The sequence below is a fragment of the Bacillus sp. AR4-2 genome (assembly GCF_008274865.1).
Taxonomy (GTDB): Bacteria; Bacillota; Bacilli; order Bacillales; family Bacillaceae_G; genus Bacillus_A; species Bacillus_A cereus.
Window position 1 is genome coordinate 4969088 of sequence record NZ_CP031062.1, and the last position, 23897, is coordinate 4992984.

The window sequence follows — 23897 nt, forward strand, 5'->3', positions numbered from 1 at the left end:
GCATCTATTAATCACTTTATGCCAAATATAAGAACATTATGATACAATAATGTTTAAGTCTTTTTATTTTTCTAATGAAAATAGAAATACTACTTGTTGTTGCCCTTCAAAAGAATGTAACGACATGGTCAATTTCTTAATAATTGCGCATACTACAAGTATCTATTGATGAAATAGCTTTAAGGAGGAAAGTTTTGTGAAAGATAAGTTCTATAAAATCCTCTCTATGTGGATTTTACAAATTGTATTTTATTTTACTACTGTACATGTGACGAAATATGAGCATGCTCTTATTTTTACAATAATATACGTAATCGTAAATGTGCTATTCTTATTTTTAGCTGACAAAACAGCATTTGTTTTCTTCATACTAGGAACCATTATTTCCGTATTTTATTTGTTCTATCAAGCATGGCTTCATTTATGGAGTACATCAGATCAATGGCAATATATGATTATCCACTTCCTGATGGCAGCTAACTTCTTCATTGTATATATAACAACTCACCTATTGAAAAAAGTGATTCATGAAAATAAAACTTTAACTGAGCGTGTGAGAACGTTAGAACAATATATTGGAGAATCAAAATTACTAACAAGACAAGAATTCGAGAGACGCCAAGCATTATTAACAACTGCAATGAATCGTCGTAATGAAACAGGCGTTATCATTTACTTTGATTTCACTCCCTTTAGTAAATATACGAAGGAAAGTGTTATGGACCGTGTAGCTTCCTTATTAGTTGAAACGGTAAGGAATGATTTTGACCTTGCTGCTGAATATAATAATAATACGCTAGTTATTTTATTACAAAACACAAATGAAGCTGGTGCTGACATTGTAATGAACCGCCTAAAGCCAAAAATGGAGCAATGGCTTGCTGCTGAAGCAATCCGAGATATAAAAATTTCACGCGAGCACATTGGAAACAAAGGACAGACACTGTTATGATGACTCTCGTTATACTTCTTTTATTCCTTCTGTTTTGCGTACTCGTTTTTTGGATTAGTATCACATTTTCAATTAAATATGTACTTATTTTTACGGCCTTTCTATTCTCTGGTTTACTCGTTTACTACTCTTTCTTAACAATTGCGGGCTTAATTCATCGAAATAGCAAACGAAAAGATCGTACGCTAGAACATTATCCGAGCGTCGATATTTTCATACCTGCCCATAATGAAGGCGTCGTTATTAAAGATACTTTAGAGGCGATGGCGAAGATTGAATATCCTGGAAAGCTAACTATTTATTTATTAAATGATAACTCTCAAGATGAAACACCTGAAATCGGCGATGATTTCGACAAAGCTTATGCTCATATTCGTCATATTCGTGTTCCCCCCGGTGAACCGAAGGGTAAATCACGTGTACTAAACTATGGGCTTAGTATTTCAGATGGTGAATACTTCTGTGTGTACGATGCAGATAACCAACCTGAACCACACGCACTGCGAATGCTTGTAGAGCACGCTGAAACAACTGAAGATGCTGTTGGAGCTGTTGGACATGTTCGTACAGTAAACGAAAAGCGAAACTGGCTGACGCGAATGATTTCACTGGAATTTCAAATCTTCCAGCTCCTTATGCAATCTGGACGCTGGTTACTATTCCAAACAGGCTCACTGACAGGAACAAATATGCTTCTTCGTCGCTCCGCACTAGAAGAGCTTGGTGGCTATGACCCTTATGCAATTGCAGAAGATGCTGAATTAACATTAAGAATTACACAAAAAGGTTATCTCTTACCAATCGTCCCAGAATCAGTTACTTGGGAACAAGAACCAGAGCATTTAAAAATTCTTATTAAACAACGTACACGTTGGCTCCAAGGGAATTTATACATTTTAGAAAAAATGTTCTCGTCATTAAGTTTCTTTAAAGGAAAGCTGCTTGTTCATTCCTTACAACAAGTTCTAGTGTATGTTGTATTTTGGCTATTCCTAATCATTTCAAACGTTTGGTTTGTAATTGGGCTACTCGGGATATTCCAAATTCAATATAGCATCCCGCTACTATTTATGTGGTATGTCGCATATATTACATATGTTTCTCAATTATTTAGTGCCCAGAGTGTCGAACGAACCTTTACACCGACTAATATTTTTATTAGCGTTATTATGTACTTTACGTACGCACAGCTCTTTACGTACTTATTTATTCGTAGCTTAATCCTATACTTACGTGCAAAGAGTAAGAAACAAGTCATTGGCTGGGATAAAACAGTTCGATTCAAAAAAGATAAATAATAACAATAAGCACAGAGCGCCGTATGCTCTGTGCTTATTTATTGCCGTATAAATTATATATCAGACAATACCCCTTAGCTGAAAGTAATTTCACGTCCATCCCCCAACGAACGATCGACCTTCATTTATATACGAAAAAGTGATTGCTATTTTTGTAGAACCAATTGCTTCTCTTGCTGTTCTTTGCGCGTTTCAGTCTTAGGTTCCGTGCTTTCTTGGACACTACGATGTGCCACACGTTTCAAACAAATATGCTTCCACTTTCTTTCGTAACGTTTCATTATTCTAGATGTCCCCCTTGAATGCGCTTTAAAACTATTTGAAATCGCTTACAGGAAATAATATAGCACATATATAGAAACGTGACAACACATTTCCGACATATTTTTGACAAAAATACGAATAGAATTCGTAAGGTATCGAATATTGTCGAAACTTATCGTTTTTTCTTCATATAAAAGGCATACTACTTATATGGTAAAGTATTTTATTTCCCCTACCCGCATTTCAAATTCCTTCTATATAAAGTGAAACTTTCATTAACCATCACCAATCGTACTTTTACAGGCAAATAGAGAAATAAAAAAGAGCTGATATGAAATCAGCTCTTTTCCTTCTATTATTAATGACGCTTCATACGTCCTTCTTTTTGTAACTCTTTAAATAATGCTGCCATCATAAAGAAAATAACAAAGACGAACGGGAATGCTGCAATGATAGCTGCCGTTTGTAAGGCTTCTAATCCGCCAATATATAATAGCGTAGAAGCTATCGCGGCTAGAACGATACCCCAAATCATTTTAATACGATTTGGTGGGTTTAAACTACCATGTGTCGTTAACATCCCTAAAACGAATGTTGCAGAGTCTGCAGATGTAATAAAGAATGTTGCAATAAGTAAAATACCTAAAACTGATAAAGCTGATCCAAAGCTGCCCATCTGATCGAACATAGCGAATAATCCTACTTCTGTTCCCATTTCTTTCACTTTGTCGAAGATATGTGCATCACCAAACAGCTCCATATGAATACCAGTACCGCCGAACACAGAGAACCAAAGTGCACCAATTACGGTCGGCACAAGTAACACACCGATAACAAACTCACGAATTGTACGACCTCGTGAAACACGAGCAATAAACGTACCTACGAACGGTGACCACGCAATCCACCATGCCCAATAGAAAATTGTCCATGACTGAATCCATTGATTCCCACCTTCGTCTAATGGACTTAAACGGAAACTCATACTTGGCAATTCCTGAATATAAGAACCGATTGTTGAAGTGAAGTAATTCATAATAAAGTTTGTTGGACCTGCAAATAATACAATGATCATAAGTGCAAATGCAAAAATAATATTCGTATTACTTAAATATTTAATTCCTTTATCAAGACCTGTTTGCGCAGATAACATAAATAATACTGTTACGATTGCAATAATAACTAACTGAGTCGTTAATGAGTTCGGGATAGATGTTAAATAACTAACACCACCTGCAATTTGTTTCGCACCAAGACCTAATGACGTTGCAACACCAAATACAGTTGCGAAAACAGCTAACACATCAAATGAATGAGCAATACGCCCGTGTTCCCCGCCCTTAAATAACGGACCTACTGTCGCACTAATCGTACTTGCTTTTCCTTTTCTAAAAGTAAAGTAAGCAATACATAACGCTACAAACGCATATAGTCCCCAAGGATGTAATCCCCAATGGAAAAACGAAAAACGCAGTGCAAGGCGCGCACTTTCCTCAGTTGCACTATCTCCAAACGGAGGTGCGTATAAATGGTTTAATGGTTCGGCAACGCCCCAGAAAACTAAGCCAATACCCATACCAGCACTAAATAACATAGCAAACCATGTCATATAACTATAATCAGGTTCATCATCATCTTTACCTAAACGAATAGAACCATATTTCGAAACAATTAAAAAGATAGACACACCTAAAATAATAGACACGGAAATAATATAAAACCACCCGAACTTACTAACTAATGCAGTTTGAATTGCGGTTGTTACATTTCCTAAGCTACCTTTTCCAATAATAGATTCGGGAATAATCCCCCAAATTGTAAATGCAATACATAATGTTAATGAAACGATGAATGTTTTTGTCAGTTTCCTCATCAAATCCCCCTTCGTAGGTTTCGCTTTTGTAAATAACATAAATTCCGATATGTAAAATCGGATAGAAAACTATAATTTTGCGGTGATTTTCTTACTTTCACCTTCACCAATTCGAATTCTTATGGACAGCCTTACCTTTCGTATAACCTTTTCACTCTGCAAGAGCTACAAGTTAGAAATACTGCTGTCAAATTGTGTGAGAAAAACGCGGATAGGAATGTATTTTCCTAAAAAAGGATGTGTTACATATGTAAAAAAGGGCAAAGTTCTTCCTTGCAACCCTTTCGTTTTGTAACAATTATGCGGTTTTTTTGCTAGTATATAGCACGTGTTTATAGCTTCACAAACAAAATGTTTATGTTTATATAACTATATTACCCATAAAACGGTAAAATACTCAAGGAATGTAATCGTTTAGTAAACATCATGTAACATTCCTGTAATATTTTTATTTACGTCGAAAAAAACATGTTGTATTAAATATTTTGAATATAACTAGAAACCTATGAGTAATATAGAATGAAAAACGCTTTCCTATATTTTTTGTTATATTACAGGATGTTAACGACTTATTACGAATGGTTTGTAATTGTGTGTTTTCCCCAAATCCGAAAAAATCTGTTGCTATAATGAGGACACGAAAACAAACGCAATGGAGGCTATCATGAAAAAATTAATTGGTATAGCAACAGCAGCAGTTTTTGGTCTTGGGATTTTCACATCATCTGCTAATGCAGAAACTGTTGTAACAACAGATGTACTAAACGTACGCGAAAACCCTACTACGGAATCAAAAGTTGTCGGTAAATTACTAAACGGTAATAAAATAGATGTACAAAATACAGAGAACGGATGGTCAAAAGTTACTTTAGACGGTAAAGACGCATTCGTAAGTGCAGAGTTCACAAAAAGCATCTACTACGTAACAGCTAACGTATTAAACGTACGTGCTGAAGCGAACACAAACTCAGAGGTTCTTGGAAAGTTGAAGAAAGACGATGTAATCGAAACAACGAACCAAGTACAAAATGAGTGGTTACAATTTGAATATAACGGGAAAACAGCTTATGTTCATGTTCCTTTCTTAACAGGTACAGCACCTGTAATTGAGAAACAAGAAACAACGGCTCCCGCTAAAGCTGAAGCACCAGCTAAGGCTCAAACACCTGTAGCACAAGCAAAACCAGCTGCTAAGCCTGCTGTGAAAGCTGCTGAAACTAGCGAACCATCTGGTGGTCGTGAGTTAACAGTTGTAGCTACAGCATATACAGCTCACCCGAGCGAAAACGGTGGCACATATGGCGGCCGTGTATTAACTGCAATGGGTCATGATTTAACTGCGAATCCAAACATGAAAATGATCGCTGTTGACCCGAAAGTAATCCCATTAGGATCTAAAGTATGGGTAGAAGGTTACGGAGAAGCTATCGCTGGAGATACTGGTGGTGCAATTAAAGGTAACCGTATCGATATCTTACTTGGATCAGATAGCGCTGCTCAAAAATGGGGACGCAAAACTGTTAAAGTGAAAATTTTAAAATAACCAATAACTGCTAAATTACAAGCCGGTTCTCTTTATTGAGAGCTGGCTTGTATTTATTTATAATACATATAAGGAGGCTATGCCCATGAATGTACAAGCAAAAGTAGACTGGATTGGTACGCCAAAACCGTACATATATAAAGATGAAGTGACATATAACGCTACTTCTATTGATTTTTCACTCGCTGGCGATGATAACCGCTATAAGTTAATTGTGCTCAAGTCTGAAAACAATACACATTACAAAATTGTGCAATATGGAATAAAACCAGGCTCTCAAAAGCCATTTCCTATCGACATTCCATTTGAACAAAACATGTTACCAATTATAGAGCAAATATTACATGATCCATATGTACAAGAAATATTAAAGGAAACACACTCATAATTGTAAAAAAATATATCAACGATTTTTCAATTATATCTATCATAAATCGCAATATATCAACGATTTTTCGATTATATCTATCATAACTTACGATATATCAACGGTTCGACACGAAATATCGATTTAGCTACAAAAAAGAAGCTGTTCAAATATTGAACAGCTTCTCACATATTAACGAGTTGGACCAGATACATCTTCTGATTTCAACGTATTATTTGCACCAAGAGAATGATACAACATCTTTCCATTTCCATTCACAGTTACAATATGTTCGTTATTAAAACTTTTGAACTTCACAGATCCATCACCGTAACGAATATGGTACTCTTCATATGTCGTTACTTTATATTTCGTAGCACTTTGACGCTCTACATTACGAACTTCCATTGTTAATAAGTCTTCTGTAATTCCTTTTTTGTGTAAATACTGTATATAATCACGGTCTTCCTTATACGATTTTCCGCTCTTATCATAATTATTTTCAATTAAACTAAAATCATTTAATGAAATTGCACGTACGTTATCATAAATATGATTTCTTACAAATTCGCCCACTGCTGAACTTGATGTTTCTTTCGGGAATTTTAAGTAATATGTGCTTTGGTCTCCAATTTTAACACTTTCAGATTTCATCACACCAAGATCAGTAGTTTTCTCTAAATGTACTTCTACTGTTTCATCTGTGGATACAGGGCCAAGCTTATAACTTCCATAATTTAATTTTCCACGTTTTTTCCCATTCACAAATACAGTTGCATCACTTTCATCAGAAGAAATGCTTACATACTTGCCTTCAAGCGATAAATCCACTTTCACCTTCTCGCTCTGTTCATCCGCTAAATCTACTTCTTTCTCTGTTTCTAATTCAGTAAGTTCTGTCTTCGCCGTTGCCTTTACAACATATGTACCTGGGAAGTATGGCCCCAACTCTTTCGAAGTTTTATCACTAGAAAACTCTGCTTCTTTTTTGTCATTCACATATATTTCTGCATTTTTTGCAGTTGTACTAACGCTCATATAATAAGATTTCATGCTGAACTTATACTTTGGATATAAGAACCACTCTTTTCCCTCTTCTACTATTTCCCCGTCCTTAAATGAAGATTTATCTTTTGTTAACTTTTGATCTACTGTCTCTTTCTGTAAATAAGACAGTAATTGTTTGTTGTAAGAAGGATTCTCTTTTAAATAACGCATGTACGCTTTAAGATCCTCTGTCTTAATCTTTAAGCTTGAATCATTTGCTTTTACAAACTCATCAATTGCATTAATATCTTTCTTTTGGAATGCTTCAATCATTACATTTACTTGCTTTTCTTTTGAAAACTTATATGCTCCAAATTTATATGCCCCAAATAATAATGCAGCAATAATGGCAAAACCAATGATTAAAAATAAATTTTTCTTACTTTTCACTGGTTTTGTCTCGCTTTGTAATTCTGTATATGAAGCAGCAGTGTTATCAACGATTACTTCTACTTTACTCCCACACTCAGGACAAAAGTTCAAATGGTCTGCAACATTCTTTTTACATGTTCCACAAAACTTCAACGTGCTCTCCTCCTATTTTTTAGCTAATTTCATTCCAGCAAATGCCGCTACATATGTCACAATAAAACTAAACAAAATTAAATATGTAAATGAATTTTGCATAGATAGTACTGTTCCGCTTGTTCCAAATAAACTTGTTACAGTTCCTGAAACATTAATTTGGAACTTAGAAATCATATTCATTACAATCATCATAATTGTGTAAGAACCACTGCATACCGCTAATGTAATATATATATTGGCAGTCGGTAATTTAGCTAACTTTCTTCCCGCTCTAAACATAAAGAACAATGGAATAATAAGCAGTAATAAACCGTAATGGAATACGTTATTCACTTTATCAAATTCTGCAAGGCTTCCCTCATTTGCTCCTTTTGAAATCAATATCTCTCTAAGCTCTACGCCATTTACAGAGACGCCTGATATAAATGAAAACGATAGTGTGCTCTCATATGCATTTGATTTCTTACCAATTCTAGTAAATTCCTTACTAAGTGCTGGACTTGATACTTCTAACGGCGCAAAATGAGCCATACTCCATAATTGAGGTGTTAACTCTAATGCTAATAATGTACTTTCAGATTTTAAAGTTGTTATTTCTTTTAATGGTTCAATACCGTCTTCCTTACTTACTAACGCCATAATACAAACCGCTACTGCTGTTACTAAAAGTCCTTTTATCATAGCCGAAACACCGTAATAAACAGACGCTCCATATGGCATTAACTCTTGAAATGCTGCTGCCATATTGTTTTTGCTTGTATGAGCAATAAATCCTAATAAGGTAAATAATGTCCCACATACAAAACCACTCAATAAACTCTTAATCGCTGAATAGCCAACCGTAATCTTACCTGCTTCTGAGAATGGAATTGCAAAAGATTGTGATGCTATAAAACTTATAATGAATAAAAAGACGCCATAAATAATACCAACTGTTGCTGTTTCCCTAACCAAATTCCTGTACCAGCGAAAATAATAAATGGAATGATTAATAATAATGTAAATGGAGTATGCTAAGATAAAGAAAATATCAACCCACTATCATCGTTAGCTGTAAAACCAAGTAAATGGTAACTTAACATCGTAGAAGTTGCACTCGAATAAAAACTTGGCAACATTTCTAATTCTTTCGCAAATTTGCTAAACATCTCACTTAACATAGAAGCAAATAATAAACTACCAATCCAACCAGCAATTAAAATGAGAATACTTGCAACAGCCCCACCAATAAAACCTTTTTGTAAAACGGCTTTATCTGCTTTAAATTCAACTTTAGGAGCACCATCCATTGTAGGCAATTTTACAGATTGTTCTTTTTTCTTCACAACAGATAAAGAGTACCCACACTTTTGACGATATAAATTTTTTTGAGCATTTTCACTGCCACAACCTTTGCAGTATTTTGCAGTATCTTTTTCTAATGTTACTGCATCTATACTCCTGCAATCTCCATACTACCTTCATTTGGGCAATAATTTACTTCTTCACCATGTTGTTTTCCACATGTGCGACAATACATTTAATTCACTCCCCACTTTGCTTAATTCCACAAACTGGACAGTAAGTAGAGTTTTTATCAATATGCTCATTACATGAAATACAATTTACCGTTTCACCTTCATTTTCTACTGCTAACATCGGGTTAGGTTTTCCACACGAACCACAAAACTTATCATTTATTGATAAAGGTCCACCACATTCACATGTAGCTTTTTCACCTTGTTGTTTTTGCAATTCAACAATGCGCTTTCTTGCTTGATGAATAGCTACATCAAATTCTTGAACTGGAGCAATCATTTCTTTTAAGCTCGCTTCATTTACTCTACTTCCTCTTAATTGAACATACACTTGCTGCCCAACCTCTAATAGAACCTCTGCTTTTTTCTGCATTTGCACTTGCATCCCCTTTTTCAATTGAGCAATTTCTTGTGCAACTTCATTTTCCCTTGTTCTATTCCTTCTTGTAACTTATTCATTCTACTACCCAACTTCGTCTGTAAATCTGACAAATCACCCCTCTTTTCATACGTATATATTCATATATGAAATTAACATTTTGTATATTACCATGATTTTCAAGTTATGTAATCCAAATTTCATTTTTTCTGTTTTGAGCATTTTTTGTTTATAATGGTAAAGGAAAGAAATATGTGTACGGAGGAATATTATGCTGCAACACTCAATTACGAAAGATGAAATTATGATGATTGCGAATGAGTTCGTTCAAGGACTAGATCCGCAGCAAACAGCTGATCAGGAACATGTCGCTACAGCTCGGCACCTATATCGTAGTGGTGTTGTCTACAACGTTGACTTTGATGGTTATACACTATCAGGAACTGTAGATGCGGAAGGCAACGTATATAGCGTTCATATTCCGATTCGTAATGTCGCTGAAAGTTATTGTGATTGCTTCGCACCAACACAATGTGAGCATATGCTCGCTGTATTACTATCTGCAGCGTCTAGTTTCGGGCAAGTAGGAGATGTATTAACTTTATTTAAAAATAATACGAAACCTTCCCTTCCTCCTATTCGAACTGCAAGACAAGTATTGCAATCATCAGCTTTTGAAGAAACGGATTATAAAAGTTGGGAATCATATTTTGAAAAAGAATATGAATCATTTAAAAAAGAACAAGCTCGCCTTACTTATAAACAAATGTATTTTCTTATGAGTATCTTTACAGATTTCTATACGAAGCTTGAGCGGAAAGCTCCGCGCGTCATCGCCATACATGAATTATTCAGGTTACATGCAGCACTTTACTGCTTTCAAAAATTATTAGAAGAAATCCAGGCATTCGAAGCAAACAAAACGTATTCTTATCACCAACCTGTTAATGTCGTTCGCCTATTTGTAGACAAAGTGGAATCCATCGTTCGGGACTTACAATCAGAAGCGATTCCTTCAGAGTCTGAAATAATTTTGCAAGAAACAGCTCGTCTTGTTCATGAAGTATTCTTCTCTACCGACGCTTATACACAAGAGCGATTTTTCATTTATCGCCACATATGGAGTGAACTTTTAAACAATAAAGAGAAAATACAAGAGGAAGAAAAACGAATCGATACGAAAATCAATCCACTATCTAAAGCATTAGCGTCTTCCCACCTTCTCTTTTTAAATGAAGATGATCTACTAGCGATGGACTTACTAAAAAAACAGCCTGCTTCTGTTGTGAGTCTATACTTCTATTGGTTAGAAGAACTATTAAGTGCCATGCAGTGGGATCGTGCAAAAAACTGGCTTTCCTTTACGTATAAACAAGTAAAGAAAACGATCCAAGATCACGAAAATACGATTTTCATAAAAGATATCGTTCGGCTATTTGTAATCATGTATGAAACATATGCAACACATACAAATGAACAAGCTGGTTTTGAAATGATTTTACAAGAACTATTACCGTATAGTTTCACAAACTATGAACAGTACGTACTCGCGAAAAAACAGTATCACACATGGGCAGAGCTTCATCTCTTATATGGGTTTGAAGCAATTGAACTGTTAAAAGAACCACTGAAAGATATTGAGAAAGAAGCACCAGAAGCAGCACTTCCTCTTTATCATCTTGCTGCTGTAGAGGCAATTGAAGAACGAAATCGTAAATCATATAGACGCGCAGTTCGTTACTTAAAGAAATTACGTACATTATATAAACGATTAAAACGCACCGATGAATGGGATGCTTTCATTATTCACATCGCCAATCTCCATTCACGTCTGCGTGCACTACAAGAGGAATTACGGAAAGGAAAATTAATCGATGATCAATCAAACTGAAGTAACAATTAGGCTCCAGCATGTTAGTCAAGGTTGGTTCCTTTGGGGAGAAGATGACAGCGGTACTCCATTATCCGTAACAAGTTGGAAACGAAATGCATTCACATGGCACTCCACTTCTTTCTACGGTACGTTTCTAAAAGAAGCAACCTTCGAAGGAAAACAAGGTGTGCTACTAACAAATGCACAAGCCTTTGAATACATTGCAAACAAACCGATGAATTCCTTTGCACATATTCAACTGAACGGCCCTATTACAGCACTTACAAAAGATGCAAATGAATTATGGGATGCCTTTACGAGTGGTAGCTTCGTACCAGATATGGAGCACTGGCCCAAGCAACCATCTTGGAAAGTTCAAAATACGCCAATTGAAGATGACACATTAGCATCTCTTTTCTCAGCAGCAGTTAATGAAAGCATATTACAAGATAATCGCTCAAATGACGGCTGGGAAGATGCTAAAAGACTATATGAACATTACGACTTTACGAAAAGACAATTGGAAACAGCACTACATGAAGAAGATTGGCTTCGAAAAATTGGTTATATTGAAGATGATCTTCCGTTTACAATCGGACTAAGACTGCAAGAACCACAAGAAGAATTTGAAATGTGGAAGCTTGAAACAATCGTGACACCAAAGCGCGGGGCGCATCGCATATATGTATACGAAAACATCGATTCCTTACCGAAAAGATGGCACGATTACGAAGAACGTATTACAGAAACACAAGAAGGTTTTAGTAAGCTCATACCGTGGTTAAAAGAAGGAGATACGTTCCGAAATGAGCTCTTTGAAACAGAAGCTTGGAACTTCTTAACAGAAGCAAGCAATGAATTACTTGCAGCCGGCATTACAATTTTACTACCATCATGGTGGCAAAATTTAAAAGCAACAAAACCGAAATTACGTGTCCAGCTGAAGCAAAATACAGTACAAACACAATCGTTCTTCGGTATGAATACGCTCGTTAATTTTGACTGGCGCATTTCGACGAACGGCATTGATTTATCAGAAAGCGAGTTTTTTGAACTCGTTGAACAAAACAAACGTCTATTTAATATAAACGGTCAATGGATGCGACTAGATCCAGCCTTTATCGAAGAAGTAAGGAAACTCATGAACCGTGCCGATAAATACGGACTAGAGATGAAAGATGTCCTGCAACAACATTTATCAAATACGGCTGAAACAGAAATTGTAGAAGATGATAGTCCGTTTACTGATATTGAAATCGAACTAGATGGATATTATGAGGAACTATTCCAAAAGCTGCTTCATATTGGAGATATTCCAAAAGTAGATGTCCCTACTTCACTAAACGCAACACTTCGTCCGTATCAACAACACGGCATTGAATGGTTATTATATTTACGAAAGCTTGGATTTGGAGCATTGCTAGCTGACGATATGGGACTCGGGAAAAGTATTCAAACAATCTCTTACTTACTATATATAAAAGAAAACAATCTCAAAACAGGCCCTGCATTAATCGTTGCGCCGACATCTGTTCTTGGAAATTGGCAAAAAGAATTTGAGCGTTTCGCACCGAATTTACGTGTTCAATTACATTACGGAAGTAATAGAGATAAAGGCAATTCATTTGAAGATTTCCTTCAATCAGCAGATGTTGTATTAACATCTTATGCATTGGCTCAACTCGATGAGGAAGAACTAACTTCATTATGCTGGGATGCTGTTATTTTGGATGAAGCACAAAATATTAAGAACCCACATACGAAACAGTCGAAAGCAGTACGAAACTTACAAGCAAATCACAAAATCGCTTTAACTGGTACGCCGATGGAAAATCGCCTCGCTGAACTTTGGTCCATTTTCGACTTTATTAATCATGGATATCTCGGAAGCTTAGGGCAATTCCAACGTCGCTTCGTCACACCGATTGAAAAAGATCGTGATGAAGGAAAAATCCAGCAAGTTCAACGGTTTATCTCACCATTTTTACTGCGCCGAACGAAGAAAGATCAAACAGTCGCATTAAATTTACCAGATAAACAAGAACAAAAAGCTTACTGTCCTCTTACTGGTGAACAAGCTTCCTTATATGAACAACTTGTTCAAGATACACTGCAAAATGTCGAAGGATTAAGTGGAATTGAAAGACGCGGCTTTATATTACTTATGCTGAACAAGCTAAAACAAATTTGTAATCATCCAGCTCTTTATTTAAAAGAAGAAGAGCCACAAAATGTCGTTGAACGCTCTATGAAAACAAAAACGTTAATGGAGCTCATCGAAAATATAAAAGATCAAAATGAAAGTTGCCTCATCTTCACTCAATATATCGGCATGGGGAACATGCTAAAACGTGTGCTAGAAGAAAAATTCGGCCAGCGTGTCCTCTTCTTAAACGGTAGTGTGCCGAAAAAAGATCGCGACAAGATGATTGAGGAGTTCCAAAACGGAACGTATGACATTTTCATCTTATCCTTAAAAGCTGGCGGAACAGGATTAAACTTAACCGCTGCCAACCATGTCATTCACTACGATCGTTGGTGGAACCCAGCTGTGGAAAATCAAGCAACAGACCGCGCATATCGCATTGGTCAAAAACGATTTGTTCATGTTCACAAACTCATTACAACAGGAACATTAGAAGAAAAAATTGATGAAATGCTAGAAAGAAAACAATCTCTAAACAATGCGGTCATCACAAGCGATAGCTGGATGACTGAACTATCAACAGACGAACTAAAAGAATTACTTGGTGTATAAAGTGAAACTTTAATCAGTGGAGGTTTTACTCCCCGCAAAAAAAAGCGCTAATCTCGAAATGAGATTAGCGCTTTTTTCTATTCCAAAACCAATTACTTATTATAATCCCCGTTAACCCGCCGCACGTATCAAGCAATGAATCTTGCCACATTGGTGTACGCTCCCCCGTATACCATTGGTGAATCTCATCAAATGTTGCATAACCCGCAACGAAAAGAAGGGCATATATAAAACATCTTTTCCTCGAATAACCTGATCGATGAAAAGCGTAATAAATCAATGAACCTAGCATAAAGAACACCATAAAATGAGCACCTTTACGAAGGAAAAACTCAATAAATCCGCCTACACCTTTATTCGCAATACTAACAGGGGTTCCTCCACCATAATCGATAGATACCCATGAAAAATGCTCTTTCACAAATTCAACATTTACATATTGTTCAATATCTGAACGCATATCCTGCTTTTTATATGGTTGTGCCGAAGAATAGAAAATCAGCCCCATCCATAGTAATACAGGAATCCAAAATAACCATTTACGATTCATTATCCAGAATTCTCCTCTCTTAATCTTTTAAGGGTACCAAAAAAAAGAAAAAATTTCACGCCAAAACATGACATTTGTACCCTATTTATAAAGTGAAAGGAGGTGATACACATGGCAATTGAAACAATCGTAATGGATTTAACTTTACGTCTTGTCTTAAACAACGGATTAGATAAGAACGGAAAAACAGTTTTCAAGAGCAAACAATTTAAACGTGTTAAAACAAATGCGAGCTTAGATCAAGTACACAATGTAGCTCATGCTCTAGCTTCCTTACAAGCATCACCACTTCACGCTGTACAACTTGTAAGCACATCAGATCTTTCTAAACTATAAAGTAAAACTCGGATCAGTGGGGATTTTATTCATCCCCGCTGATTATTAGACCGCAATTTAACCGGCAGACCCGAATCCCATAAATAGCTTGATAAATACAAAGGAGGGAATAACACATGCAAGTACTAGAGTTGATTTTCACAAAAGAAGATGGAAAAACAGTCGTTTTTTCTATCGATACGCCCATCACACCAATCGATGCACAAGTCGTAAATCAAGTAATGGATACAATCCTTGCCTCATCTGTATTTTCATCCATTGATGAAAATACAAGAAAAAAGGGAGCTCGCCTTATAGAAAAAAATGTATCTGAAGTTCAAATTACTTTATAAAATAAAAAAGACGAATCTGCATCATTTTGCAGATTCGTCTTTTTTCTTCGGCATTTCAATCGGGATAAAAATCTTTGAAAAACCGACGCATACATACTTATAATGTTCTTCCCCTATATCAAACTCAGTCGTATATGTTGAGAAGAATATATAATCATTTCGCTTCGTATAATGATCGATTAATAACCCAACTTGTGGCTCAACATACTTTTTCGCTAACTTTTTACCGGCCGATGCCAAGTCGCCAAGGAGACCCTCTTCATTCTCTTTTTGAACTTCATCTAGCTTCTTACTCACATCATTACGCTTCATAAACTGCTTCGCTGCCCATTCTGTATATTCTCCTTTACTCGGATTACTGTTTGCTAAATATACTAGGAGAACGACAACTAAAGCCATAATAATATACTTTTTCTTCATACTATATCACCGCCTACTCTTTTCTATTTTCATATATATGTACAAGCGATGCAAATTAGAAAGACTATCACCTATTGATTGTAAACGAATAGCCAAAATTTACAATACAAAACAAAATATTAACACCAAGTTTACTTATTCCGTATATAATTATATTCGAAATATTAATTTCATAAGGGAGGACTTAAAATCATGAATGATGAAAATAACATTATTATTTCTAGTTCTACTATGATGCTTGTTCCATACAATCACCCTTATTATCGTACAAAACTTATCGACAGTAGCGGAAATGATCTTCGTTCCTGCCAAACCGCATTACAACTCATCAAAAAATCTTGCTTAACCCATATTCACTCTACTTATCAAGGCAGGCGTAATGCAGTCCAAACAAATTTTAGATTCAAACAAAACGTTCCAATTCCAATTAATCATCGGGAATACATTTGTACTTTCCCAACAGAATCTCCTTCATCTCCAAACTGTATATGGCTATTTTATAACCACATACACGATATAGACTTTTGCCAAAAGATTAAAAAGGCTAAAATACATTTTTCAAATGGCACTACAACAACAATATCTATCAGTCCCCATAAATTGCAGCAACAATTATTAAAAGCTGGATACATACTATCTCGTATGAACATGCAAGATTCACTACAATTTAAAAACCCCTTGTTACATTTACTACATTAAACTAACAAATAGAATGGAAAGCAACATCTCTTGCCTTCCATTCTTATATTAATATTTATCCTCTTACACTATCTCGCATTTTCTCAAGTGCTTGCCGATACATCCATCTTACTTGATAATATGTCATTTCCGTCTCTAAAGCGATTTCTCCCATCGTCTTCCCTACAAAAAAACGTTCAAAAATAATATACTTCTCCTTCTCATCTAACACGCTCATAAAATCCTTCACTCTTATTTCAACATCCTCAAAATGAAAGATATCCTCATACTCACCTACACATACACATCTCTCCTGCACTGCGAACTCTTTCTTCAATCTCTCTAATATATAACCACGCACCGTTACAACTGCATATGCAGGGAAATACCCCTTCTTTGCATCAAATCTTTCATACGCATGCCAAAGACCAATTAAACCACATTGATAATACTCTTCATAATCTTTACGAATACCTAATTTCTTTATTTGATTTACAATCATCCCTTCATACAAAACAACTGCCTCTGTAAAAGTCGCTGGCTTCACACAGTACCCGTTTCTAAAAGGTATACCTTTCTAGTATTCCGCGGTACCTTCACAATATAAAAATAAAGAAAAGATTTCACTGTGAGTAATTTCAAATACTACCGACAGAATTTGAAATTACACTAGATAGTATTTGAAATAGGGGTAAAAATAAAAAAGGTGACTCTCTTGAAGAGTCACCTTTTTAAAATAATATGTTATGCACCAAAGCCGCTTACTAAACCTCTTACAACGCCTAATGCAATTGTTAGGATAAAGAAGATTACAATTAAAATCGTAGCTTGTTTCTTACTTAAACCAGCTACAATGTGTAAGCCTAGTCCTGTTAGAATGAGGCTCCAAATATTAAAAATTTCAATTGAAGAGGCAATTCCATGTGCTACTGTCCCTTGTTCAAATAAAGGAGCTAAACTTGTATAAACATCAGTGCCATTTCCATCAAAAATAAAGCCTAATCCTGCATTTAACAATCCGCCGATATAATAAACAAGATTAGCATATAAGTAAATCGATAATATTTTCATGTATGGTGTATCATTGCTCATAAACATCATAATAATTTTATAAAAACCTGCCGCAATAAAGAGACCTATAGGTGTTCCTAATAGACCAACAAGTGCGCCTCCACCAAGGGTAAATCCTTTTACCATTGCCCCTGCTTCACCATTTAATTCTTTTGCCAATTCTGGAGTACTAATTAATGTTAAGTAAGACACTGCTGTTGCTATAATCGTTCCTAATATAACAAATAAGACAAATGCCCCCCAAACCGGACTTTTCGTCTTCATTCTCTCAAACTGCTCACCTGGAGAAGTAATCATTCCTAATAATGATGGCTTCTTCGCACCTACATCTTGCGTATTAATATTTGCTTCCATTATAACGCCTCCTTCTATTTATATAACCCGTTCTAGTGGGCGGTTCACTTCCTCATATAGAGGCTACGAACCGCCCACTAGAACGGTAATGTGTAGTTCTACTACACTATTAATTACTCATAACGCAATGCTTCAATTGGATCTAATTTCGCAGCTTTATTTGCTGGAATTAATCCAAAAATAATACCGAGTGTCATCGAGAACAGTACGCCTCCAACGACAACTTCCCATGAAACGAGTGGCGGCCATTTTGCGAATGTAGAAACGATATATGCTCCGCCATACCCAAGACCAATTCCGATTAAACCACCTAGAAGTGTTAACATAACGGCTTCAATTAAAAACTGTAATAAAATTTTACTACGTGTTGCTCCAAGTGCTTTACGTATCCCAATTTCGCGTGTACGCTCCGTTACAGATACAAGCATAATATTCATAACACCAATACCACCAACGACTAATGAAATACCCGCGATACCACCAATGATCATCGTCATAATGTTAGTAACTTTAGAAACACCTTCTTGGAATTCTTTTAAATTCACCAATTCATATTTACCTGGAATATCGCTTGGTTTACGACTATTTAATACATCAACAGCTTTTTTCCCTGCCGTTTCTAAATTATCTACGTTTTTAGATTGAATGGCGATACTTTGAATTTCATCCGTTCCGTATAAAACAGGCCATAAAGTAAGAGGAATTAACATTTCCTCAGCCTCGAACCCCATAAATTCATTATCTGATTTATAGACACCAATAATTTGCATCGGTTGTCCTTTCATTTCAATAATTTTCCCTACTGGATTTTCATCTTTAAATAACGTCTCTTCTGATTTCGTACTAATCATAACAACGTTATTTCCTTGTGAAATATCAGATTCATTTAATGAACGACCTTTAACCACTTTCACTTTATTTACTTCAAAATATTCACTATCAAGTCCAATAACATTAATCATTGATTTTTTATCATTAATATCCATTGTTTCCATCGTATTATTCGTCGTAATAACATGAGAAACATCTTTAACTTGCTTTACTTCCATAATATCTTCTTCTGTTAATTTCGGTACTTGATGCCCCCCCATACTGAACTCATCATTAATATCCGGTTTAAATTGAATTGGCATAAGATTATTACCAGAACCAGCGATTTTCGACTTCAGCATCGCTTCCCCGCCTTGCCCAATTGCAACGACAGTAATAATCGAACCTACCCCGATAATAATACCGAGCATCGTAAGAGCTGAACGCAGTTTATGAGCTAAAATAGAAGACAGGGCAATTTTTATACTATCTAGTAAACTCATACCGCACACCTTCTATCTTCTGTAACTTTCCCGTCTCGCAGTACAATGCGGCGGGAAGAATAAGCTGCTACTTCCTCTTCATGCGTAACCATAACAATCGTCGTACCTTCTGCATTAAGCTTCGTGAAAATATCCATAACTTGCTCACCAGACTTCGTATCAAGTGCACCAGTCGGTTCATCGGCCATAATGAACGTTGGATTATTCGCAATCGCTCTTGCAATCGCTACACGCTGCTTCTGTCCACCTGATAACTCATTTGGTAAATGATGCACGCGATCTGCCAATCCAACTTTACCTAGTGCCTCCAAAGCACGCTTGCGACGCTCCGCTTTCTTCACGCCACCATATACGAGCGGAAGCTCAACATTTTCCACTGCCGAAAGACGCGGAAGCAAATTAAAGTGCTGGAATACAAAACCAATATATTCATTACGAATTAAAGCAAGCTTTGACTCGTCTGCTGTTAAGATATTCACATCGTTCAGCATATATTCGCCTTCTGTTGGACGATCTAAACAACCGATAATATTCATAAGCGTTGATTTACCAGAACCAGACGGTCCCATAATCGAAACGAACTCACCGCTCTGAATTGTTAAACTAATACCATGCAAAATCGGCACTGCCAATTTTCCTTGATAATACGTTTTAGCAATATGGTTTAACGTAATCATTTCTCTTTCACTTCCATTCCGTCATACACATCGTCGGAAGGATTTTTAACCACCTTTTGCCCCACTGTTACGCCTTCAGTAATCTCTGTCCAGTCTCCATCAGTAGAACCTTTTTTCACATTTTGTTTACGAAGCTTTCCTTTTTCCTCAACATAAACAAATGCATCATCGCCTTTTTCTACAATGCTTTTACTTGGAACAGCAACCATCGTCTTATTCTCTAAGTTTACTTGCAGAGAAACGTGATAACCTGGAGATAAACCATCTTGACTATCAAGGCTAGCTTTATATGTATACTGAGACATATTTTGAGTTGCTTCACCCATGCCGCCAGCTTGCGCCATCTCTGCACTTGTTGGGAACTCGCTTACCTCTGTAATCTTACCTGTCCACTTCTTCTTATTATTTGCTTTTGCAGTTACAGTGAATGTTTGATCCTTTTGGATTTGTGACTTTTGAAGCTCAGTTAACGTACCTTGAACTTGGAATGGATCTTTAGAAGCTACTTGTAAAAACGCTTTTCCTTGACCACCTAACGCTTGAGATGAACTTTGTGCCGCATCTTTATCTAACTTTTGAACAACACCAGCAAAATTGCTATAAATCGTAAGTTCTTTCTGCTTCTTACTTAACTCTTCTTTCTGCAACTTTCCTTTTTCTTTCTCAAGGTCAATTGTTTTTTGTCCTATCTCTAACTCGTTTACTTGCTCGTCCATCGGATCTGTTACTTCTTTCCCAGCTCCGCTATCTTTCGCCTTCTTAATTTCTTTCTTCAACGAATCAATCTTCTTTTTCCCTTGATCATAACGCATATCCGCCATCTTCTGATCAAGCTCAGCTTGCTTCATTTGAAGGTTAATCTCTTCATTATCATAAGAGAATAACTTCGTGCCTTTCTCTACCTCTTGCCCTTCTTTTACCTCAATATCTTTCACTTTCCCTTTGGCCGGATCTGCATAGAAGCTTTCAATATTACCAGGCTTCACCTGACCAGAAATTAACTTCGTATTATTCAGCTTACGCTCTGTCACTTTCTCAAAACTTACAGCATCAGCATTTGTTGATGCACCCTTCTTCTTACCTTGCATAACAAAAATATTAATTGCCGCTACAATAACAATTAGTGCAATAACCCCAATAATAATCCATTTCTTCTTCTTGTTTGGAGTACGAACCGTATTTGGTAACATAGTCTCTCTCCTTTTTACAACTTAATAGTTTAATATAAAATTGTATAAAACTTTCTGAAAATATATTACATATTATTACATTATTTTTACAAAGTTTTACACATCTAATTATATTGTAACAAAAATTCCAATGATTAGAAATATGACATTATATCTTTTAAGATAGATTTAAGGAAAGGAAAAAGGATAATTTAAATTGAATTTTCAAGTACTTTTTATATGAATGTAAGCCATCTTTTATTAATAAACTTCTTACCAAGATAAATTATTAAAATCATTTTCCTAATTGTACTACTATCATTTTTGTCATATATATTTGACATTTCATTTATTCAATTATAAAATGTCACATATAAATGACATTTTGGTACACGAGGTCTACAACCATAAATGGGAGGGTTATATTTGAATAACGTTAAACAATATCGAAAATCTGAAGGGCTATCGCAGCTAGAGTTAGCTAAAAAAGTTAACGTGGCGAGACAGACAATAAATTTAATTGAAAATAATAAATATAACCCTTCTTTAGCCTTATGTATCGAATTAGCAAAAGCACTAAAAACAGATTTAAACAGTCTATTTTGGGAGGGAGATTAAATGATGAAAATTGAATGGAAAGAAAGAGTTTATAATAGTTTTGTTGGAACAATGAGTGAGAGAGATGAATATCAAAAACAAGAAATCAATAAAGAATTATCTGTAGCTGGAATTGGTTTATGGTGGCTAAATATGTTGGTAATGCTTATTATGTTACTTGTTGATACTATGAACCACACAATATCTATAGGAACAATATTCATTTTTCTATCTAATATGATTTATGCTAATTATTTAGTCTTTAAATTCAAGAAAAAAGGTTTAAGTGATACTGAATGTGCAACAAAAGAAGAATATTTACAACACAAGAAAAAATTAAGAAAAGCTGGCTTAAAAGCAGGTGTGCTTTGGGGCTTTCAAATGTTTGTTTTTATGAATTATATCCTTCCCTATGTAGGTTCAGAAGAAATCTCTATTTCTTTATTTAAGGTTGTAATTTTCATCTGTGGCGGTGGATTTTTCGGTCTAACTATGTACGTGATTGGTTTATTAAATCTAAAAAAATTATATTAAGTAACAAAAACCTTTTACACATTAAACTCCAATTTTACATACTGTTTGTTTTTTCTAAATAAAAATATAAAAGCTATCCAATATAACAATTGGATAGCTTTTTCAAATAAAATATTATACTACTTTAGAAGATTTTCTCTCATGTCCCATTTGAACAATCAGTAAGAATATTGTTGATAAAATACCGCCTGCTAACAGTAACATGAAGCAACCATCCCAGCCAGAACGATCAACAATAATACCAATTGCTGCGTTAGCTACGAAACTACCTCCAACATAACCGAACAGACCACACATACCAACTGTTGTACCTACTGCAAACTTAGGTACTAATTCCATTGCACTTAAACCGATTAAGAACTGTGGTACATAAATTAAACAACCAATTACAGAAACTGCAATACTTACAACAAGTATACTAGTTGCTTGCCAATATACAATCGTACCAACAACAACCCCAGCCATACTCATAACACATAATGGCATACGTTTTCCTTTGAATAATTTATCACTTAAAAAACCGACAATTAAAGAACTTGGAATCGCTGCTGCTTCAAATATTGAATATGCTGCATGTGCTTCTGTTTTCGTAAAACCTTTAACTGTTGTTAAGTAAATCGGTACCCAGTTAATAACACCGAAACGAATTAAATAAACAAATGCATTTGCAATACATAAGAACCAAACAAATTTATTCTTCACTACATACTTCATTAAAATTTCTTTTGGTGACATCTTATTAGCATTATCTGCTTTTTCAAGATTTTCATAGTCATTACGATACTCGTCAATTGGCGGAAGACCTTCAGATTCTGGCGTATCTTTCGCATTAATCCAAACAAGAACTGCAATTACCATTGCGATAATCGCTGGGAAAATAAATACGCCACCTTGCCAATGACTTTCACCGAAGATACCTACACCAATTCCAATGAATGGTGGAACAAGTAATCCACCAACGTTATGTGAAATATTCCAAAGACCTGTTTTCGTCCCACGTTCTTTCTTTGAAAACCATTTCGTCATAACAATACTACAAGGTGGTGCTCCCATACCTTGTACAATACCGTTTAGAACAAGTAATGTTAAAATCATCCCAAAGGAAGATGCATAACCGAAACAAATATTAACAAGCCCAGATAAAAATAAACCTACTGCAATAAATCGTTGAGCAAATGCCTTATCCGATAAATTACCCATAAAGAATTTACTAAGTCCGTAAACAACAGCCATTACTGCACCTAATAATCCGATTTGTGTAGTGCTAAATCCGAACTCGTCTACTAAATACGTAGTAGATAAATTAAAGTTACTACGAACTAAATAATAAGCAGCATATCCAACTGAAATGCCGATTAACACACGAATACGTAGTAATCGATATACACGGTCGATCATATCCGCTGGCAATCTTTCAATTGCAGGTGCTGGCTTGAGCCATTTAAACATATATTTTCGTCTCCTTTT

21 protein-coding genes and 2 pseudogenes are annotated in these 23897 nt (G+C 35.6%); 11 read left to right on the plus strand and 12 right to left on the minus strand.

Annotated features, from left to right (window positions below; translation table 11 throughout):
- The first annotated feature begins 196 nt into the window (after positions 1-196).
- Positions 197-952, plus strand: a complete 756-nt coding sequence (locus tag DN399_RS25775; protein WP_049108189.1) for a diguanylate cyclase — start codon at positions 197-199, stop codon at positions 950-952.
- On the plus strand, positions 949-2250 hold the full coding sequence (locus DN399_RS25780) for a glycosyltransferase family 2 protein (protein ID WP_000988751.1): 1302 nt from the start codon (positions 949-951) through the stop codon (positions 2248-2250). The genes DN399_RS25775 and DN399_RS25780 overlap by 4 nt, the downstream gene beginning before the upstream one ends.
- A 622-nt stretch (positions 2251-2872) precedes the next feature.
- On the opposite strand, the gene opuD is transcribed toward DN399_RS25780, so the two are convergent.
- Positions 2873-4387 (minus strand): glycine betaine transporter OpuD, encoded by a 1515-nt coding sequence (gene opuD, locus DN399_RS25785; protein WP_001229103.1) that lies wholly within the window; start codon positions 4385-4387, stop codon positions 2873-2875.
- Positions 4388-5051: 664 nt separating this feature from the next.
- Here opuD and DN399_RS25795 point away from each other — a divergent pair.
- Complete coding sequence (locus tag DN399_RS25795; RefSeq protein ID WP_000733346.1) at positions 5052-5930, plus strand: cell wall-binding protein EntA; 879 nt, start codon at positions 5052-5054, stop codon at positions 5928-5930.
- An 85-nt stretch (positions 5931-6015) separates the two neighbouring features.
- On the plus strand, positions 6016-6318 hold the full coding sequence (locus DN399_RS25800; protein WP_001102540.1) for a DUF3910 family protein: 303 nt from the start codon (positions 6016-6018) through the stop codon (positions 6316-6318).
- A 171-nt stretch (positions 6319-6489) separates the two neighbouring features.
- Here DN399_RS25800 and DN399_RS25810 read toward each other — a convergent pair whose 3' ends face one another.
- From DN399_RS25810 to DN399_RS25820, 3 genes and pseudogenes are all read right to left on the minus strand, one after another.
- Positions 6490-7869 (minus strand): zinc ribbon domain-containing protein, encoded by a 1380-nt coding sequence (locus tag DN399_RS25810; RefSeq protein ID WP_149150052.1) that lies wholly within the window; start codon positions 7867-7869, stop codon positions 6490-6492.
- Positions 7870-7881: 12 nt separating this feature from the next.
- Positions 7882-9391 (minus strand): annotated as a pseudogene (locus tag DN399_RS25815) (zinc ribbon domain-containing protein).
- A 5-nt stretch (positions 9392-9396) separates the two neighbouring features.
- Positions 9397-9881 (minus strand): annotated as a pseudogene (locus tag DN399_RS25820) (zinc ribbon domain-containing protein).
- 158 nt (positions 9882-10039) lie between these two features.
- Between DN399_RS25820 and DN399_RS25825 the strand changes: the two are divergent.
- Both DN399_RS25825 and DN399_RS25830 read left to right on the plus strand, forming a co-directional pair.
- Positions 10040-11659, plus strand: a complete 1620-nt coding sequence (locus DN399_RS25825) for an SWIM zinc finger family protein (RefSeq protein ID WP_088361731.1) — start codon at positions 10040-10042, stop codon at positions 11657-11659.
- Entirely contained in the window at positions 11643-14399 is a 2757-nt protein-coding gene (locus DN399_RS25830; RefSeq protein ID WP_000610119.1) for a DEAD/DEAH box helicase, read from the plus strand. The genes DN399_RS25825 and DN399_RS25830 overlap by 17 nt, the downstream gene beginning before the upstream one ends.
- A 64-nt stretch (positions 14400-14463) precedes the next feature.
- Here the strand turns inward: DN399_RS25830 and DN399_RS25835 are convergent, their stop codons facing one another.
- Positions 14464-14949 (minus strand): VanZ family protein, encoded by a 486-nt coding sequence (locus tag DN399_RS25835; RefSeq protein ID WP_149150053.1) that lies wholly within the window; start codon positions 14947-14949, stop codon positions 14464-14466.
- A gap of 111 nt (positions 14950-15060) precedes the next feature.
- Here DN399_RS25835 and DN399_RS25840 point away from each other — a divergent pair, with 111 nt between their 5' ends.
- Together DN399_RS25840 and DN399_RS25845 are read left to right on the plus strand one after the other, a co-directional pair.
- Positions 15061-15285: a DUF1659 domain-containing protein gene (locus tag DN399_RS25840; protein WP_000963861.1), complete on the plus strand. Its 225-nt coding sequence runs from the start codon at positions 15061-15063 to the stop codon at positions 15283-15285.
- 116 nt (positions 15286-15401) lie between these two features.
- Complete coding sequence (locus tag DN399_RS25845) at positions 15402-15617, plus strand: DUF2922 domain-containing protein (protein ID WP_149150054.1); 216 nt, start codon at positions 15402-15404, stop codon at positions 15615-15617.
- Positions 15618-15638: 21 nt separating this feature from the next.
- Here DN399_RS25845 and DN399_RS25850 read toward each other — a convergent pair whose 3' ends face one another.
- A complete protein-coding gene (locus DN399_RS25850) occupies positions 15639-16037 on the minus strand; it encodes a DUF4359 domain-containing protein (protein ID WP_000731405.1) in 399 nt (132 codons plus the stop codon).
- Between the two features lie 192 nt (positions 16038-16229).
- On the opposite strand from DN399_RS25850, the gene DN399_RS25855 reads away from it, so the two are divergent.
- On the plus strand, positions 16230-16736 hold the full coding sequence (locus tag DN399_RS25855; RefSeq protein ID WP_000997459.1) for a competence protein ComK: 507 nt from the start codon (positions 16230-16232) through the stop codon (positions 16734-16736).
- 55 nt (positions 16737-16791) lie between these two features.
- On the opposite strand, the gene DN399_RS25860 is transcribed toward DN399_RS25855, so the two are convergent.
- The 5 genes from DN399_RS25860 to DN399_RS25880 all read right to left on the minus strand — a co-directional run bounded on the left by DN399_RS25860 (position 16792) and on the right by DN399_RS25880 (position 21320).
- Positions 16792-17262, minus strand: a complete 471-nt coding sequence (locus DN399_RS25860) for a sigma-70 family RNA polymerase sigma factor (RefSeq protein ID WP_098771218.1) — start codon at positions 17260-17262, stop codon at positions 16792-16794.
- Positions 17263-17459: 197 nt separating this feature from the next.
- Positions 17460-18140, minus strand: a complete 681-nt coding sequence (gene yknW, locus DN399_RS25865; RefSeq protein ID WP_000387924.1) for a YknW family membrane protein — start codon at positions 18138-18140, stop codon at positions 17460-17462.
- Between the two features lie 113 nt (positions 18141-18253).
- Positions 18254-19453: an ABC transporter permease gene (locus DN399_RS25870; protein WP_000054380.1), complete on the minus strand. Its 1200-nt coding sequence runs from the start codon at positions 19451-19453 to the stop codon at positions 18254-18256.
- On the minus strand, positions 19450-20130 hold the full coding sequence (locus DN399_RS25875) for an ABC transporter ATP-binding protein (protein ID WP_000631603.1): 681 nt from the start codon (positions 20128-20130) through the stop codon (positions 19450-19452). The genes DN399_RS25870 and DN399_RS25875 overlap by 4 nt, the downstream gene beginning before the upstream one ends.
- Entirely contained in the window at positions 20127-21320 is a 1194-nt protein-coding gene (locus tag DN399_RS25880) for an efflux RND transporter periplasmic adaptor subunit (protein ID WP_089607743.1), read from the minus strand. The genes DN399_RS25875 and DN399_RS25880 overlap by 4 nt, the downstream gene beginning before the upstream one ends.
- A gap of 405 nt (positions 21321-21725) precedes the next feature.
- Here DN399_RS25880 and DN399_RS25885 point away from each other — a divergent pair, with 405 nt between their 5' ends.
- Both DN399_RS25885 and DN399_RS25890 read left to right on the plus strand, forming a co-directional pair.
- A complete protein-coding gene (locus tag DN399_RS25885) occupies positions 21726-21917 on the plus strand; it encodes a helix-turn-helix transcriptional regulator (protein ID WP_001067016.1) in 192 nt (63 codons plus the stop codon).
- Entirely contained in the window at positions 21918-22430 is a 513-nt protein-coding gene (locus DN399_RS25890) for a DUF3278 domain-containing protein (protein ID WP_149150055.1), read from the plus strand.
- A gap of 114 nt (positions 22431-22544) precedes the next feature.
- Here the strand turns inward: DN399_RS25890 and pgtP are convergent, their stop codons facing one another.
- Positions 22545-23879, minus strand: a complete 1335-nt coding sequence (gene pgtP, locus DN399_RS25895) for an MFS transporter (protein ID WP_025709692.1) — start codon at positions 23877-23879, stop codon at positions 22545-22547.
- Positions 23880-23897 lie beyond the last annotated feature (18 nt).